Genomic DNA, 16,267 nt, shown 5'->3' with positions numbered 1-16,267 from the left:
TCAGAGGATGCCTTTCTTGCGCGTCGACAGCGCGGTTTCCGACAGGTCGATTTCGCGAATCAGCTTCGTCAGCGTCTCGTCGGAAATCTTGCTGTCGCTGCGCAGCCGGTACAGCACCGAGCGCTCCGCGCGGATCGCGGCGATCCGCATCTGCAACTCCATCGTTTCGGTCTGCTTCGCTTCCGCGCGCGGCGTGGGGCTGTCCTCGGCGAGCGCGGCGAGCCGGCGGCGGTACTGGTCCATCACGCGCGCGGAGATGTCCGCGCAGCGCGCGGCGCCCGATTCGTCGAGATCGGCCGAGATCGCGTCGTGCGACGAGTCGATCGCGCGGATCGCGGCCTGCGCGGCGGCCGAGCGCGCGGTGCGCTCCTCGTCGGCGAGCGGGTTGCGCGACGAACGCACGCCGCGCAGCAGCAGCGGCAGGCCGATTACCGCGACGACGAGCGAGCCGAGGATCACGGCCGACGCGACGAAGATCGCCGTATCGCGCCCCGGCAGCGGCGCGCCGTCGGACAGCGCGACCGGGATCGACAGCACGCCGGCGAGCGTGACCGCGCCGCGCACGCCGCCGACCGTCATCACCGCGATCGTGCGCACGCCGGCCATCGTGCCCGCGAGGCCCTGGCGCGCGGCGCGGCGGCTCGCGATCCAGCGCAGCAGCCAGACCCACAGGAAGCGGATCGCGTACAGCGCGATCATCATCGCGCAGACGTTGAAGATCATCCGGCCGACCAGCGCGTCGCTCGTATGGTGCGCGTCGACGAGCGCGCGGCCGATGATGTGCGGCAACTGCAGCCCGAGCATGATGAACACCATGCCGTTGAACACGAACTCGATCATCGCCCACGTGCTTTCGGCACGCACGCGCGACGCGACGGTGCTTTTGCGCGAGAAGCTCGTGTAGTTCATCATCATCCCGGCCGATACGGCCGCCAGCACGCCCGACAGGTCGAGGTGCTCGGCGAACAGATAGGCCGCGAACGGCACGAGCAGCGTCATCACGATGCCCGGGGCCGGATCGCCTTCCTGCTCGGCGTTCAGGAAGCGCGTCGACAGCGCGCTGAACACCCACGACACGATTGCGCCCGTCGCGAGCCCGCCGGCGGCGACGATCACGAACGTGACCGACGCGGCGCGCAGCGAGAACATGCCCGTCAGCGCGGCTGCGATCGCGAACTTCAGCGCGACCAGGCCCGACGCGTCGTTCATCAGCGCCTCGCCTTCGAGGATGTGCATCAGTTGCGGCGGAATCCGGCCTTTCCCGGCGATGCCCGACAGCGCGACCGCATCGGTCGGCGACAGCACGGCCGCGAGCGCGAACGCGATCGGCAGCGGCAACTCGGGAATCAGCCAATGCGCGAAGTAGCCCACTGCGAGTACCGTCATGAACACGAGCCCGAATGCGAGCATCAGGATCGCGCGGCGCTGCAGGTACAGCTCGCGTTTCGGAATCCGCCAGCCGTCCGCGAACAGCAGCGGCGGAATAAACAGCAGCATGAAGATTTCGGGATCGAACGTGACGTGCAGGTTCAGCTTCGGCCACGCGAGCATCGCGCCGAACGCGATCTGCATCAGCGGCAGTGGCAGTTGCAACGGCAGGTTCCGCGTGACGGCGCCGGACAGCGCGACGGTGAGCAGCAGGATCAGGACGGTGAAGACGATTTCCATCGATACGGCGAATACGGGGAATGAAACGATCGTACGGAGTGTAGCGTGCCGGCGTGGCGGCTGCGTTCGAGAGGCCGGTGCGTGCGCACGAAAATGGTGCGTCGGGCGCGCGCCACGGTGGTGCGGCAGCACGGCGCGCCCGCGCGGCGCATGGGTTGTTCGCACCTTGCACGGAGCTTGCTTGATGCTGGTCAGCCGTCCGGCATCGACCGGGCAACCGAGGGTCCAACCATGACATGGCGCGCGCCGTTCGTTTCGTCGGCTGCCGCGTTCGAGTGCATCACCAGGAGGAAGAAGGTATGACGATCGTGCAACAGGAGCGTCCGGCCGCCGCGTCGCCGTACCGGTTCGAGCGGGAGATGAGCTCCGGCCTCGAACGTCTGGCGACGCAGCATCGCGACCTGACGCTCACGACCGTGTTCCAGCCGATATTCAGCCTGTCGCACCAGCGTGCGGTCGGCTACGAGGCGCTGTTGCGCGCGCACGATGCGCTCGACCGCGCCGTGTCGCCGCTCGACGTGTTCGGCGAAGCCGCGCGCCAGGGCGAACTGCTGCAGCTCGACCGGCTCGCGCAGGCGCTGCATCTCGAGAACTTCGCGCTGCTTGGCGCCGAGCGCGAGTGGCTGTTCCTCAACATCCATCCGGGCGCGCTCACCGACCCGTTCCAGGCAGCCGCGCTGCTCGCGAACCTGAAACGGCTCGACATGCCGCCGCGCCGCGTCGTGCTCGAAGTGCTCGAGCAGCGCGCGGACGACGTCGAGCGACTCGCCGAGGCCGTGCGCGAATTCCGCACGCACGGCTTCCTGATCGCGCTCGACGATTTCGGCGCCGGCCACTCGAACCTCGAGCGGATCTGGCAGCTGAACCCGGACATCGTGAAGCTCGACCGGATCATGTTGTCACACGCGGCGCATCGCACCGGGCTCACCGCGATCCTGCACGGGCTCGTGACGCTGCTGCACGAGGCCGGCAAGCTCGTGCTGGTCGAAGGGATCGAGACCGAGCACGAGGCACAGATCGCGCTGTCGTGCGAGGCCGATTTCGTGCAGGGCTACTACTTCGGCCGCCCGGCGCCGGGGCTGCCCGACAGCGCGGCCGCGACCGGCTGCATCGGCGAGCTGACCGAGCGTTTTCGTCAGCAAACCGAAGCGCGCGAGCGGCGCGAGGCGCAGCGGCTCGCGCCGTACCTGCGCGCGTTCGAGCGCGCGGCCGAGCGACTCGCGGCCGGCGAGCCGCTGGACGAGGTGTGCTGGAACTTCCTCGCGCTCGACGCGGCCGCGCGCTGCTTCCAGCTCGATGCGCAGGGCCGCCAGTCGGGCCGCAACGTCGTGCTGCGCGCCGATCGCGCACTGAGCGAGGCGCGCTTCTCGCCGCTGGCGGACGCGCAGGGCGCGAACTGGCTGCGCCGGCCGTATTTCCGTTCGGCGATCGCCGAACCGGGGCGCGTGCAGGTCACGCGGCCGTACCTGTCGATCAACGAGGCGCAGCCGTGCGTGACGTTGTCGGTGGCCGTGCGCGTCGGCGATGCGCTGCGCGTGCTGTGCGCCGATATCGACTGGGCCGACGACGAAGCGGACGCCGGCTAGCGCCGCGCGCACCGCAGGCGGCGATTGCGGCGCGGCTGACGCGCGCGTCGGCCGGCACGCTGGCGCCCGTCGCACGGCTCGGCTAGGATGCGCGAATTGTCCTGACGATTCGCGGGCCGCCCATGAACCGAAACGCCGCTTCCTCCATCCTCCTCGAAGTGATCGCCACGACCGTCGGCGATGCGAAGGCCGCCGCCCGCGCGGGCGCCGACCGCCTCGAACTCGTGACCGCGATCACCGAAGGCGGGCTGACGCCGAGCGCCGGCCTGATCGAGGCCGTCGTGGCCGCCGTGCCGATTCCCGTCAACGTGATCGTGCGCCCGCACAGCCGGTCGTTCGTCTACGACGCCGACGACCTGCGCGTGATCGAGCGCGACGTGCGCGCGGCGGTCGTGGCCGGTGCGAACGGCATCGTGTTCGGCGCGCTGGACGCGCGCGGCGACGTCGATCTCGGCGCGCTCGCCCGCATCGCCGCGGCCGCGGACGGCCGCGCGCTCACGTTCCACCGTGCGTTCGACGTGTCGCGAGACCTCAACGCCGCGTTCGACGCGCTGCTGCGCGTGCCGGCCGTCACGTCGGTGCTGACGTCGGGCGGCCATCCGTCGGTGCTCGACGCGGCCGCGACGATTGCGCGTCTGGTGCGGCAGGCGGCAGGCTCGACCTGCGCGGTGCTGGCTGGCTCGGGGCTCACTGTCGATGCGGTCGGCGATTTCGTGCGTGCCACCGGCGTGCGCGCGGTGCATTTCGGCTCGGGCGTGCGGCCGCGCGGCGAGGTGCTGGCGCCCGTCGACGAGCAACTCGTCGAGCGGGTGCGCGCGGCGCTCGACGGCGCGTCGGCGCACGTGTGACGCGCACGCCGATGCGCATCAATCGTAGCGGATCGACAGATCCTTCAGGATCTCGACGTTGCCCCATTGGAACGAACAGCGCCGGCCGACTTCGACCGCCTGCCCGTCCCGGGTTTCGCTGACGGGCGTGCAGCCGCCGGAAATTTTCACGGTGGGCGTGCCTTGCTGGGACAGCGGGAATTCGATGGCCGCATCCTTCGGGATCGTGTGTGTCAGCGTGACGTCTTCGATGTAGTCGTCCGGCAGCACGAAGATCAGCGCGCGGTCGACTTTCAGCGTGTAGTAGTCGTGCTGGAACGCGGTACTGGTCACGCAGAGTTCGCTGGTGTGTCCGTTCAGCGTCTGCGTCGAGCATTTCGGTGCCGCGGCATGCGCGGCCGTCGCGACGAGGGCGAGCAGCATCAGTGCCGTTCTCTTCATTCCTGTTTCCCCGGATGTGTGGTTGGATACCCACCCGACGGCCGGGCGCCTGTGCGCCCGGCGATCGCGGCGGTCAGGCAATGTTAGTGCGGACTTTCCGCATCTGCACGCGATCGGCAACGTTGTTTGACAATGCATGAAAAAAACCGGGGCGTGCCCCGGTTTTTCGTTGGAATGCGCTGCGCGACGTAGCCGCTTACGCGTTGCCCGACAGTGCGTCGGCCTGGCTCGCGCGGATGCCGAGGCGCTCGAACAGCGCGCGGTCGCGCTGCGTCTGCGGGTTGCTCGTCGTCAGCAACTGGTCGCCGTAGAACATCGAGTTCGCGCCCGCGAGGAAGCACATCGCCTGCATCGCGTCGTCGAGTTGCTCGCGGCCGGCGGACAGGCGCACGACAGCCTTCGGCATCGTGATGCGCGCGACCGCGATGGTGCGCACGAACTCGAACGGGTCGAGCGGCGCGGTGCCTTCGAGCGGCGTGCCTTCGATCGCGACGAGGTTGTTGATCGGCACCGATTCCGGATACGGGTTCAGGTTCGCGAGCTGCGAGATCAGGCCCGCGCGCTCGCGGCGCGATTCGCCCATCCCGACGATGCCGCCGCAGCACACGTTGATGCCCGCGTCGCGCACGCGATCGAGCGTGTCGAGGCGGTCCTGGTACGTGCGCGTCGAGATCACCTGGCCATAGAACTCCGGCGACGTGTCGAGGTTGTGGTTGTAGTAGTCGAGGCCCGCGTGGGCGAGCTGCTGCGCCTGTTCGTCCTCGAGCATGCCGAGCGTCATGCAGGTCTCGAGGCCGAGTTCCTTCACGCCGCGCACCATCTCGGTCAGCGCCGGCATGTGACGCTCCTTCGGGTTGCGCCACGCGGCGCCCATGCAGAAGCGGCTCGCACCGTTCGCCTTTGCCGCGCGCGCGGCGTCGAGCACCGTGTCGACGTCCATCAGCTTCTCGGCCTTCAGGCCCGTGTCGTGATGCGACGACTGCGAGCAGTAGCCGCAATCTTCCTCGCAGCCGCCCGTCTTGATCGACAGCAGCGTCGACAGCTGCACCGCGTTCGCGTCGAAGTGCTCGCGATGCACCTGCTGCGCGCGGAAGATCAGGTCGTTGAACGGCAGCTCGAACAGCGCGACGACGTCGGCGACGCGCCAGCGCTGCGGCGCCGGAGCAGCCACGGGAATCGCGTCGGGTTGCACGGCGGCGGTCTGGGCTTGGGTCATATCGTTTTCCTGTCGTGGACTGGATTGAATTGGGGGATCGGTTCGGTCAATGCTGCGCGGCGCGCAGCGACTCGACGAGCGCGGCGATGTCGAGCATCGCCGCGGCGGATTCGGGGGCGGCCGGGCTCAGGTGCGCGATGCGGCCGAGCAGTGGCGCGCGGTGCTCGCGTGCGAGCCAGTCGCGGATCGTCGCGACGTTTTCGTCGGCGAACGACATGGCCGGGTCGACGTGGTTCGCGACCCAGCCCGCGAGCGTGAGGCCGCGCTGGCGAATCGCGTCGGCCGTCAGCAGCGCGTGGCTGATGCAGCCGAGCCGTACGCCGACGACGAGCACGACGGGCAGGCCGAGCGCGACCGCGAGATCGGCCGTGTCCTGCGTGTCGTTCAGCGGCACGCGAAATCCGCCGACGCCTTCGACGACGACGATATCCGCGCGCGTCAGCGCTTCGCGGTGGCACGCTACGATCGTGTCGAGGTCGAGCGTCACGCCTTCCTGCGCGGCGACGATGTGCGGCGCGGCCGGTGCCTTCAGCAGGAACGGCGTGCGCAACGCGGGCGGCAGCACGACGTTCGCGGCCGCGTCGAGCTGGTCGGCGTCCTCGTTGCGCCAGATGCCATCGCGTTCGTACGCGCCGGCCGCGACCGGCTTCAGGGCCGCCGCGCGCAGGCCGTGCCGCGCGAAGCCGTGCAGCATCGCGGCCGATACGAAGGTCTTGCCGATTTCGGTGTCGGTGCCGGTGACGAAGAGCGATAGCGGCGCCGTCATGCTGCGTTCTCGCTGGCTTCGATCAATGCGGCTTCGAGCCGCGCGAGATCGTCGAACGAATGCGCGGCCGACAGCGACACGCGCAGCCGCGACGTGCCGGCCGGCACCGTCGGCGGCCGGATCGCGGGCACCCACAGGCCGTGCGCGTCGAGCGCGCGCATCGCCGCGAGCGTCGCGTCGTTACTGCCGATCACGAGCGGCTGCACGGCCGTGTGCGAATCGACCGGCTGCCAGCGCGTGTTGCGCAGCAGCGCGCGCGTGCGCTCGATCAGCGCGGCGAGGTGCGCGCGTCGCGCGTCGCCTTCGTCGCCCGCGATCACCTTCAGGCTGGCCGATACCGCATGCGCGACGGCCGGCGGCGCGGCCGTCGTGAAGATATAGCTGCGCGCGCGCTGGATCAGCCATTCGATCACCGTCTCGTGCGCGATCACGAACGCGCCCGCGACACCGGCCGCCTTGCCGAGCGTGCCGACATACACGAGATGCGGCGAGCGCAGCGCGGCGGCCGCGAGCGCGCCGCGGCCCTGCGGGCCGAGCACGCCGAAGCCATGCGCATCGTCGACGACCAGCCACGCGCCGTGGCGTTCGGCCAGCACGACGAGTTCGGCGAGCGGCGCGAGGTCGCCGTCCATGCTGAACACGGTGTCGCTGACGATCAGCTTCGTTTCGGCATCCGATGCTTCGAGCAGTGCAGCGAGCGCGGCCGTGTCCGCATGCGGATACACCTGCACGTTCGCGCGCGACAGCCGCATGCCGTCGATCAGCGATGCGTGGTTCAGCGCGTCGGAGAAGATCGTCGCGCCTTTGCCGGTGAGGGCCGTCATTGCCGCGAGGTTCGCCATGTAGCCGGTGCTGAAGTACAGCGCGCGCGGCGCGTCGCAGAAGCCGCCGGCGAAGCCCGCGAGTTCGTCCTCGAGCGTCGCGTGCGCGCGCGAATGGCCGCCGAGCAGGTGCGAGCCGCCGCTGCCGGAGCCGTAGCGCCGCGCGCCTTCGCCGAACGCGGCGACGAGCGCCGGATGCGCGGCGAGGCCGAGGTAGTCGTTGCTCGCGAAGCCGACGATCTCGCGGCCGTTGACGGTCATGCGCGCGTCGCACGCGGTGTCGGCAATGCGGCGCACGCGGCGCAGCCCTTGCGCGTCGAGATCGGCGAGGCCGCGCTGCAGGGTGTCGAGCAGGGGTATGCTGCCGCCCGCCGGGTCGCCGCAAGGGACGGCAGCCGCCCCCTCGGGAGGCAGCGAACGAGGTGAGCGTGGGGGCTGTTTCATCGTCATTGCGCGATCTCCGCGAGCGTGGCGTCAAGCGTGTCGCGCGTGCGCTGCGCGAGCCACGCGATGTCGTCGTCGTTCATCACGTACGGCGGCATCAGGTACACCGTCGTGCCGATCGGGCGCAGCAGCAGCTCGCGTTCCAGCGCGCGTTCGAAGAAGCGCCGCGAGAAGCCGCGCGCCGCCTCGCCGTCGAGCGTGACGTCGAATGCGAACAGCGTGCCGCGCTCGCGCAGGTGGCGCACCTGCGGGTGCGCGTCGAGCGGCGCGAGCGCGGTGCGCATCGTTGCCGACTTGCGGGCGTTTTCCGCGAGCACGTCGTCGCGTGCGAACAGGTCGAGCGTCGCGACCGCCGCGCGGCACGCGAGCGGGTTGCCCGTGTACGAATGCGAGTGCAGGAAGCCGCGCGTCGTGTCGTCGTCGTAGAACGCCGCGAACACGTCGTCGCGCGTGAGCACGAGCGACAGCGGCAGGTAGCCGCCGCTGATGCCTTTCGACAGGCACAGGAAATCGGGCCATATGCCGGCCTGCTCGCACGCGAAGAAGGTGCCCGTGCGGCCGCAGCCGACCGCGATCTCGTCGGCGATCAGGTGCACGCCGAATTCGTCGCACAGCGCGCGCAGCCCGCGCACGTACGACGGATCGTGCATCGCCATGCCGGCCGCGCACTGCACCAGCGGCTCGACGATCAGCGCGGCGATCCGGTCGCCGCGTTCGACGAACAGGCGCCGCACGTCCGCGAGCGCGCGGCCCGCGACATCGGCGGCCGTCTCGCCCGGCAGCGCGCCGCGCGCGTCGGGCGACGCGACCACATGCGCATGGCGGATCAGCGGGTCGTACGCGTCCTTGAACAGCGCGACGTCGGTCACGCCGAGCGCGCCGATCGTCTCGCCGTGATAGCTGTTCGCGACGCAGACGAATTCCTGCTTGCCCGCGCGGCCGCGGTTGCGCCACGCGTGGAAGCTCATCTTCAGCGCGATCTCGACGGCCGACGCGCCGTCCGACGCGAAGAACGCATGGCCGAGCGTGCGCGCGGTGAGCGCGTGCAGCCGCTCGGCGAGCTCGATCGCGGGCTCGTGCGTGCAGCCGGCGAGCATCGCGTGCTCGAGCGTGTCGAGCTGGTCCTTCAGCGCCGCGTTGATGTCCGGGTTCGCATGGCCGAACAGGTTGACCCACCACGAGCTGATCGCGTCGAAGTAGCGGCGGCCGTCGCGGTCGTACAGCCATACGCCTGCGCCGCGCGCGACGGGGACGAGCGGCAGGCGCTCGTGATGCTTCATCTGGGTGCAGGGATGCCAGACCGCGCGCAGGCTGCGCGCGACCCAGTCGTCGGTGGCTGGCGTACTCAAGGCAACTCCGGGGGGTAAAACGGCGGCGGGCATCGGCGGGATGCCGCGCAGCGGATACAAAAACGCGCTGAGATTAGCGCGTTCCGCGGCACGTTGCACTAGCGGTTACAAACACCGCAAAGCCTTGCCGGGCGGGAGTTCGGCGCAGTTAATGGGGGCTCGGAACGGTACGCGCCGGATGCGCGGAAATCGCCGCAGATGACGACGTTCGAGTGAGCCCCTCCGACAGAAAAAAATCGCGGGCCGAGACGCGGCGCGATCGCGAAAAATCGGGGATCGAAGCAGGGTGCGGTGAAGCGGAGCGATGCCAGGCGCGAGAGGCTGCGGCCGAATGGTAGGCGGAATCCGGTACGGGAACGGGCTGTCGGAACGGCATGCGACGGCGCGCGGCGCGGTCGCGAACGGGAGAGCAGCGGAGGAAAGGAAGCGGAGGAAGCGGAAGAAAACGGCGCGGCGTGCGGGCCGCCGCGTGTCAGCGCGAAGCCAGCGCGCGCGTATCGGTATCGCGCGGGTTGCCGTCGCCGTTGTCGGCCGTCTGCGTCGTGTTCGCGTTCCACACGACGCGGTCGTTGACCGCATACAGCCGGCACGCGCCCGCGTCCTGCTTCGCGCAGTTGTCGAGCGCGAGCGCCATCGGGTCGTCGCCGCCTTCGGCCCACGACCACGCGCCTTCCGAGGACACCGCGAATGCGCGGCTCGGATGCTGGTTCAGGAAGCGGCGATAGCCTTCGCGGCCGGCTTCGTCGACATACGGCACCGCGTTGACTGCATCGATGGACGCATAGCCGGTCGCCTTCGGCTCGTGCGGGTTCGCGACCGCATAGCGCACCGAGGTCGGCAGGTTCAGTTGAGCGAGGAATGCGTTGACGGCCGGCCACCACACGGGCACGCCGTCGCGATCGACGATCAGCCGGTGCGCATCGTCCTTGTAGCGGCCGAAATCGATGAACTGGGCCTGCGTGCCGTGCGACACGTACGCGTCGTGCATCTGCGCGACGAGCCCGGGCGTCCACACCGAATCGTTGTCGCCGTACAGCCACAGCGACCGCACGGCCGTGTGCGCGCCGTACCGGTCGAACGCGTCGACGAGGTTGCGCTGCCAGCCGTCGCACAGATCCTGGCGCAGCCCGCCGGAGAAGTTGATGATGCCGCGCACGCCCGGTGCGGCTTCGGTGCCATACGCGACCGACACGAGGCCGCCGTGCGACGTGCCCGCGACGACGATGTGCGAAGCATCGACGTAGGACTGGCGCGACATGTAACGAACCGTCGCATCGACGTCGGCCGCCTGTGCGAGGCCGTTCTTGCCGACGTCGCAGCCTTCCTGCTGGTACGTGCCGCCCGAGCCTGCGAAGCCCTGGCGGTTCGGCGCGATCACCGCATAGCCGCGGCGCACGAATTCGCGCGCGAACGCGAGCGGTCGGCTGCGCGGCTGCAGATGGAGATCGCCGGTGTTCTTGCCGTGGTTGAAGACGACGAGCGGGAACGGACCGGGGCCGTCCGGCTTGAAGAGCGTCGCCTCGAGCATGACGGAGCCCGAAGCATCGGCCGGAATGCGGAGGATCTGCTCGTTGAGGTTGGCTGCGACCTGCGGCAGGTTCGAGTCGCCGTAATCGAAGCGCTCGGCGTGGGCGAGCGAGCCGCTTGCCGTGACGGCACCCGTATTCGCGTTCGGCAGCGTACCGGCCTGAGCGGCCGACAGCGCACAGGCCGCCATCCATCCCACCAATACCTTGCTGAACGCCATTCGTAAGCCCTGCCATGCAACATGACCAATTCGAGGGTCATCGTAGCCCGACAAATTCGGGTTGTGCAATGCGGGAATTACCCGGCGTCTGACACAGCAACTATTTGTCAGCGTTCACTTACTTCGCCGTCGACATAGCGCCAGAAACCATGCTCGTCGCGCTCGAAACGGCTCGTCTCGTGGAGCCGGCAAGCGCGTCCGCCAACCTTGTAGCGGGCCACGAACTCAACCTCCGCGTGCCGTTCGTCGAGCGGTACATGGCGTTTCACCGCGAGGCCGAGCCAGCGCGGCGCGTCGGGCGCTTCGGGGTCGGTGTCGAGATCGGGCGGGCAGGTGCGCGCCGCCCACGTCGCGCGCAGGTAGCCCGTCGCGCCGAGCACGTACGCGCTGTACCGCGAGCGCATCAACTCGAGCGCGGTCGGCGCGGCTTCGCCGCCGTCGATGAAGCGGCCGCAGCAGGCCGCGTAGCGGGGCGCCGGCGCTTTGCCGGCGGGAGCGGGGGACGCGCCGCCGCACGGGCACGCGTCAGGTCGGTTCAAAATCATGCGAAACGGGAATTAACGACGCCGGGTTGTCGGTCTGGCTCACCAGCTCAACTCGATACCGTCGTACTGGAAGAAACGGCCGTTTGCCTGCGACACGTCCGCGCCGGCTTCGGCAATCACGTGGCGCATGCCGGTCACGCTGGTTTCCGGGTCGATCGCGGCCTGCGCGCCGCCCATGTCGGTGCGCACCCAGCCGGGATGGAGCGAGATGCACGCGGCGTGACGCGTCTGCAGCGACGCGATGCGCAGCACGTCGTTCAGCGCGGCCTTGCTTGCGCGGTACAGCCAGCCGGTCGTGCCGGTCGCCTCGGCGATGCTGCCCATCCGGCTCGACACGACGGCCAGCACGCCGCGCGCGTCCTCGACGAGCGGCAGCAGGATCGGCAGCAACTGCATCGGCCCGCGCACGTTCGTATGCATCACCGCGTCGAAATCCTCGGCGGTGATCGTCTCGACGCCTTCGGTGCGCGGCCCGTAGACGCCGGACACGAGCACGGCCGCATCGAGCCGCTCGCCGTCGAGCTTCCAGCCGAGCGCCGCGATCTGCTCGGGCTGCGCGATGTCGAGTGCATGCGCTTGCGCGCCGAGCGAGCGCAGTGCGACGAGCGACGCTTCGTCGCGCGCGGTGGCGATCACGTTCCAGCCGTCGCGCCGGTATTGCCGGACGAATTCGCGGCCGAGGCCGCGCGATGCACCGACGATCATTACGGTTTTCATGCCCGTCGCTCCTTTCGTTGGCACCGCCGTCGTGGCGGTGCCGGTGTCAGTTCCGTTCGATGCGTGTCGTGGTCGCGTTGCAGTCGCGCAGGCCGCGGTGTTACTTCTCGTCCCCGCACGGCTTCAGCGTGTCGGCGACGGCCTGCGCGACGTCGTCGAGCCGCGCCGCGTCCGCCGCGACCATGTCGTTGTCGGGCGAATGCTGGCCGCGGGCGGTGAGCGCGGCGACGCACTTCCGGTAGGTCTCGTCCAACGCGGCGAAGTTCGACACGGCCATCCCGAGGTTGCGCATCCGCCCGTCGTGCACGCCGTACACGAGCCCGTGCACGGTGAGCGACTGGCCGCGCGCCCACGCGTCGTTGACGATCGTCGTGCGGCATACGTTGACGACCTGCTCGATCGCATTGAGTTCGATCAGGCGGCGATAGCGCGCTTCGCCCATCGGCCATTCGTCGAGCAGCGCCGCGTGACGCTCGCGCACGTCCTGCACGTGATGCAGCCAGTTGTCCGCGAGGCCGACGCGGCGGTTGTGCAGCGCCGCGTTCACGCCCGAGCAGCCGTAGTGGCCGACGACCATGATGTGCTTCACGCGCAGGATGTCGACCGCGAACTGGATCACCGACAGGCAGTTGAGATCGGTGTGCACGACGACGTTCGCGATGTTGCGATGCACGAACACCTCGCCCGGCGGCAGGCCGATGATCTGGTTCGCCGGCACGCGCGAATCCGAGCAGCCGATCCACAGGTATTCAGGCGCCTGCTGGTCGGCGAGACGCGAGAAGTACTGCGGATCGTCGGCGAGCTTGCGCTTGACCCAGACGTCGTTGTTGTCGAACAGGTGTGAAAGCGGGTGGTCTTGAATATTCATCGGTGTGGATTCCGTCATCGGAAATCGGGTCGATATCGGGTGGTTCGTCGGGATCGCGCGTCAGGCGGCGCGCTGCGCGCCGCCTTCGTCGTTCTCCTGGTCCGTCGCGCCGAAGCGTTCGGGGTAGCGCACGCAAAAGCGCAGCGCCGTGTCGTACGGATAAAAATCGGGCAATTCGCCCTGCATCAGCTTGTCCTTGCTCGCCTGCCACAGCGCGGGATCGAAAAAGTCGGCGTGATGCTTCATGAACACGCTGCGCACGCGCGGGTCGCCGAGCAGGAACGGCCCGTAGGTCTCCGGAAAGATGTCGTGCGGGCCGACGGTATACCACGGTTCGCCGGACAGCTCGTCTTCCTCGTTGCGCGGCAGCGGCACGCGGCGCACGTTGCAGTCGGTCAGGTACTCGATCTCGTCGTAGTCGTAGAACACGACGCGGCCGTGGCGCGTGACGCCGAAGTTCTTGTACAGCATGTCGCCGGGGAAGATGTTCGCCTTCATCAGCTCCTTCACCGCGTTGCCGTACTCCTTCACGCCGTGCTCGACGTCCGCGTCGGTGCCGTTCTGCAGGTACAGGTTGAGCGGCACCATCCGGCGCTCGATGTACAGGTGCTTGATCACGAGATCGCCGCCCTCGTATTCGAGCAGCGACGGCACTTCCTTCTCCAGTTCGCGCACGAGCGCGTGGTCGAGCCGCGCGAGCGGCAGCGCGACGCTCGAATACTCGAGCGTGTCGGCCATCCGCCCGAGACGGTCGTGGCGCTTCACGAGCTGGTACTTCTCCATGATCTGCGCACGCGTCGTTTCCTTCGGCAGCGGGAAGTGATCCTTGATGATCTTGAACACGTACGGGAACGACGGCAGCGTGAACACGAGCATCACGAGGCCCTTGATCCCGGGCGCGATGATGAAGCGGTCGCTCGAATGCGACAGATGGTGCAGCAGGTCGCGGTAGAACAGGTTCTTGCCCTGCTTCTGCAGGCCGACCGACGTGTAGATCTCGGCCTTCGGCTTGCCGGGCATGATCGTGCACAGGAAGTCGACGTACGCGGACGGCACACCCATGTCGACGAGGAAATACGAGTGCGAGAAGCTGAAGATGATCTGCAGCAGGTCGCGGCGCAGCAGCACGGTGTCGAGCGCGAGCAGGCCCGGACGCACGTGGCGGATCGGTACCGCAAACGGCAGCACGCGGTCGGCGTTGATGATGCGGCCGACGATGTACGCACTCTTGTTGCGGAAGAACAGCGACGACAGCACGTGGATCTGGAAATTCGGCGCTTCGTCGAAGCGGCCGAACTCTTCGTTGATCGCCTGCATCACGCACGCGATGTCGCGCGTGAGATCCTCGAACGCCGGCTCGAGCTGGAAGTTCGTGACGACGCGCTCGAGCGTGACCGCGAGCCCGTCGGTGCCCGGATAGTACGCGCGATAGGTCGGTTTCGCGGCCGGCTCGTCGTTCTCGAGATATTCGGTCGAGATCGCCGGGCGCACGAAGATGAAATCGTTGCTGAAATACGAGCGGTGCAGGATCTTGCAGCACACCGAATTGAAGAAGGTTTCCGCGCACTCGGGCTGGCGGTGCGACGTGAGCAGGCCGATGTAGTGCAGCTTGATCTGCTGCCAGACTTCGTCGTCGATGCTCTCCGCGTCGTATTCGTCTTGCAGCACCTCGACGCATTCCTGCACACGATCGTCGTACGACGTGATCCGCTCGCGCGCGAGCCGCTGCAGCCCGTGCCAGTCGCCGTGCTCGTACAGCGTCTTCGCCTCGACGGCCGCTTCGCGGAAGATCCGGTAGTGGCGATCGAAGTATTCGAGCATCGTCTGCGCGACGTCGAAACCGATCTGCGATGACAGCAGTTTGGGGAAGTGATTCATTGCGTGCAGGCTCGTTCAGGAGGGGCTGTAAGCACTCGCCATTTTAGCGCCCAAGCGGGCGGTTCAAGGACTTTGCGGCAATGCGCAGCCAACCGGCAAGCGACGGGTTGCCTGCCGTTGGGTGCCGTTCGGTGCATCTTCGCGTAAAGATACGGGTACGGAACCGATTCTGGCACGAACTTTTTTTGACGGGCCGGCGGCCGCCGGGCACGCGTTTCGCGGGACGGCGATAGAATCGACGCAACGCGCGCCGCGGCCCGCCGCTGGCGCGCATTCGCACCGATAACGACGAGACGCCCCACCGATGAACGCACTGGAACACCAACTCGACTATCCCTTCGCCGACACGCTGCCCGCCGCGGGCGACACGTTCGAGGTCGCGCCCGGCGTGCGCTGGCTGCGCATGCCGCTGCCGTTCTCGCTCGACCACATCAATCTCTGGCTGCTGCGCGACGAGATCGACGGGCAGGCCGGCTGGACGATCGTCGATTGCGGGATCTCGTCGGATGCGATCCGCACGCACTGGGAGCAGATCTTCGAGTCGCATCTCGACGGCCTGCCCGTGCTGCGCGTGCTCGTCACGCACTGCCACCCCGATCATTTCGGCCTCGCGAACTGGCTGTGCGAAGGCGGCGACAAGGGCCGCTGGAACGTGCGGCTGTGGATGACGCTCGGCGAATACCTGTTCGGCTGCCTGATGGCCGGCGGCAACGGCTCGAACGCGGGCGGCGCCGCGGCCGCCGATCATTTCGCGCGTCACGGGCTGACCGATCCGGCCGCGCTCGACAAGCTGCGCAACCGCCGCAGCTACTACTCGGATCTCGTGCCGGCCGTGCCGGCGCGCTACCGGCGCCTGCGCGAAGGCGACGCGGTGACGATCGGCGCGCGCACCTGGCGCGTCGTCACCGGCTTCGGCCATTCGCCTGAACATTGCGCGCTGCACAGCGAAGCGGACGGCGTGCTGATCTCCGGCGACATGGTGCTGCCGCGCATCTCGACGAACGTGTCCGTGTTCGACCTCGAGCCGGAAGCGAACCCGCTCGCGCTGTACCTGCAGTCGCTCGGCCGCTACGAGACGATGGCGCCCGACACGCTCGTGCTGCCGTCGCACGGCAAGCCGTTCCGCGGCGTGCGCACGCGCATCGCGCAACTGCGCGCGCACCACGACGCGCGGCTCGACGAAGTGCGCGTCGCGTGCGCGGAACAGCCGATGAGCGCGGCCGACATCGTGCCGATCATGTTCCGCCGCCGCGAGCTCGACATCCACCAGATGACGTTCGCGCTTGGCGAGGCGCTCGCGCACCTGAACCTGTTGTGGCTCGCGGGCGAATTGAAGCGTAGCGAGAACGCGGACGGCGTGATCCGTTTCGCGCGGCATTGAGCGCGCGCCGGCC

At 68.5% G+C, this 16,267-nt stretch carries 14 protein-coding genes; 3 read left to right on the top strand and 11 right to left on the bottom strand.

Annotated features, from left to right (window positions below):
• Positions 1–1,668, bottom strand: a complete 1,668-nt coding sequence (locus tag CUJ89_RS16275) for a Na+/H+ antiporter (RefSeq protein WP_114178217.1) — start codon at positions 1,666–1,668, stop codon at positions 1–3.
• A 299-nt stretch (positions 1,669–1,967) separates the two neighbouring features.
• Between CUJ89_RS16275 and CUJ89_RS16270 the strand changes: the two genes are divergently transcribed.
• On the top strand, positions 1,968–3,254 hold the full coding sequence (locus CUJ89_RS16270; RefSeq protein WP_114178646.1) for an EAL domain-containing protein: 1,287 nt from the start codon (positions 1,968–1,970) through the stop codon (positions 3,252–3,254).
• 122 nt (positions 3,255–3,376) lie between these two features.
• Positions 3,377–4,102, top strand: coding sequence for a copper homeostasis protein CutC (locus CUJ89_RS16265; RefSeq protein WP_114178216.1), 726 nt, complete (start codon positions 3,377–3,379; stop codon positions 4,100–4,102).
• An 18-nt stretch (positions 4,103–4,120) separates the two neighbouring features.
• On the opposite strand, the gene CUJ89_RS16260 is transcribed toward CUJ89_RS16265, so the two are convergent.
• The 10 genes from CUJ89_RS16260 to aceK form a co-directional block, all read right to left on the bottom strand.
• Entirely contained in the window at positions 4,121–4,522 is a 402-nt protein-coding gene (locus CUJ89_RS16260) for a hypothetical protein (RefSeq protein WP_114178215.1), read from the bottom strand.
• A gap of 196 nt (positions 4,523–4,718) precedes the next feature.
• The gene (bioB, locus tag CUJ89_RS16255) at positions 4,719–5,738 is read right to left on the bottom strand and encodes a biotin synthase BioB (protein ID WP_114178214.1); all 1,020 of its coding nucleotides are present in this window, start codon (positions 5,736–5,738) and stop codon (positions 4,719–4,721) included.
• A 46-nt stretch (positions 5,739–5,784) separates the two neighbouring features.
• Entirely contained in the window at positions 5,785–6,504 is a 720-nt protein-coding gene (bioD, locus tag CUJ89_RS16250) for a dethiobiotin synthase (protein WP_114178213.1), read from the bottom strand.
• Positions 6,501–7,685 carry an 8-amino-7-oxononanoate synthase gene (gene bioF / locus CUJ89_RS16245; RefSeq protein ID WP_114178645.1) on the bottom strand — a complete coding sequence of 395 codons (1,185 nt, stop codon included), beginning with the start codon at positions 7,683–7,685 and terminating at the stop codon, positions 6,501–6,503. The genes bioD and bioF overlap by 4 nt, the downstream gene beginning before the upstream one ends.
• Before the next feature lie 86 nt (positions 7,686–7,771).
• Positions 7,772–9,118, bottom strand: coding sequence for an adenosylmethionine--8-amino-7-oxononanoate transaminase (gene bioA / locus CUJ89_RS16240; RefSeq protein ID WP_114178212.1), 1,347 nt, complete (start codon positions 9,116–9,118; stop codon positions 7,772–7,774).
• 472 nt (positions 9,119–9,590) lie between these two features.
• Positions 9,591–10,865, bottom strand: a complete 1,275-nt coding sequence (locus tag CUJ89_RS16235) for a dienelactone hydrolase family protein (protein ID WP_114178211.1) — start codon at positions 10,863–10,865, stop codon at positions 9,591–9,593.
• A gap of 107 nt (positions 10,866–10,972) precedes the next feature.
• Positions 10,973–11,410 carry a YchJ family protein gene (locus CUJ89_RS16230; protein WP_114178210.1) on the bottom strand — a complete coding sequence of 146 codons (438 nt, stop codon included), beginning with the start codon at positions 11,408–11,410 and terminating at the stop codon, positions 10,973–10,975.
• Between the two features lie 39 nt (positions 11,411–11,449).
• Complete coding sequence (locus CUJ89_RS16225) at positions 11,450–12,127, bottom strand: SDR family oxidoreductase (RefSeq protein WP_114178209.1); 678 nt, start codon at positions 12,125–12,127, stop codon at positions 11,450–11,452.
• Between the two features lie 100 nt (positions 12,128–12,227).
• Positions 12,228–12,995, bottom strand: a complete 768-nt coding sequence (can, locus tag CUJ89_RS16220) for a carbonate dehydratase (protein ID WP_114178208.1) — start codon at positions 12,993–12,995, stop codon at positions 12,228–12,230.
• Positions 12,996–13,055: 60 nt separating this feature from the next.
• Positions 13,056–14,873 (bottom strand): bifunctional isocitrate dehydrogenase kinase/phosphatase, encoded by a 1,818-nt coding sequence (aceK, locus tag CUJ89_RS16215; protein ID WP_114178207.1) that lies wholly within the window; start codon positions 14,871–14,873, stop codon positions 13,056–13,058.
• A 304-nt stretch (positions 14,874–15,177) separates the two neighbouring features.
• On the opposite strand from aceK, the gene CUJ89_RS16205 reads away from it, so the two are divergent.
• Positions 15,178–16,254, top strand: a complete 1,077-nt coding sequence (locus CUJ89_RS16205; RefSeq protein ID WP_114178206.1) for an MBL fold metallo-hydrolase — start codon at positions 15,178–15,180, stop codon at positions 16,252–16,254.
• The last annotated feature ends 13 nt before the right edge of the window (positions 16,255–16,267 follow it).

It is taken from the genome of Burkholderia pyrrocinia, assembly GCF_003330765.1.
GTDB classification, from domain to species: Bacteria; Pseudomonadota; Gammaproteobacteria; order Burkholderiales; family Burkholderiaceae; genus Burkholderia; species Burkholderia pyrrocinia_B.
The sequence above is the reverse complement of the archived record's forward strand: the minus strand, read 5'-3'. Positions and strand labels throughout refer to the sequence as shown.

Excerpts from the sequence above, each read along its gene's own strand:
- CUJ89_RS16275 (WP_114178217.1), bottom strand. The coding sequence starts at position 1,668 with ATGGAAATCGTCTTCACCGTCCTGATCCTGCTGCTCACCGTCGCGCTG.
- CUJ89_RS16270 (WP_114178646.1), top strand. The coding sequence starts at position 1,968 with ATGACGATCGTGCAACAGGAGCGTCCGGCCGCCGCGTCGCCGTACCGG.
- CUJ89_RS16265 (WP_114178216.1), top strand. The coding sequence starts at position 3,377 with ATGAACCGAAACGCCGCTTCCTCCATCCTCCTCGAAGTGATCGCCACG.
- CUJ89_RS16260 (WP_114178215.1), bottom strand. The coding sequence starts at position 4,522 with ATGAAGAGAACGGCACTGATGCTGCTCGCCCTCGTCGCGACGGCCGCG.
- bioB (WP_114178214.1), bottom strand. The coding sequence starts at position 5,738 with ATGACCCAAGCCCAGACCGCCGCCGTGCAACCCGACGCGATTCCCGTG.
- bioD (WP_114178213.1), bottom strand. The coding sequence starts at position 6,504 with ATGACGGCGCCGCTATCGCTCTTCGTCACCGGCACCGACACCGAAATC.
- CUJ89_RS16235 (WP_114178211.1), bottom strand. The coding sequence starts at position 10,865 with ATGGCGTTCAGCAAGGTATTGGTGGGATGGATGGCGGCCTGTGCGCTG.
- CUJ89_RS16230 (WP_114178210.1), bottom strand. The coding sequence starts at position 11,410 with ATGATTTTGAACCGACCTGACGCGTGCCCGTGCGGCGGCGCGTCCCCC.
- CUJ89_RS16225 (WP_114178209.1), bottom strand. The coding sequence starts at position 12,127 with ATGAAAACCGTAATGATCGTCGGTGCATCGCGCGGCCTCGGCCGCGAA.
- can (WP_114178208.1), bottom strand. The coding sequence starts at position 12,995 with ATGAATATTCAAGACCACCCGCTTTCACACCTGTTCGACAACAACGAC.
- aceK (WP_114178207.1), bottom strand. The coding sequence starts at position 14,873 with ATGAATCACTTCCCCAAACTGCTGTCATCGCAGATCGGTTTCGACGTC.
- CUJ89_RS16205 (WP_114178206.1), top strand. The coding sequence starts at position 15,178 with ATGAACGCACTGGAACACCAACTCGACTATCCCTTCGCCGACACGCTG.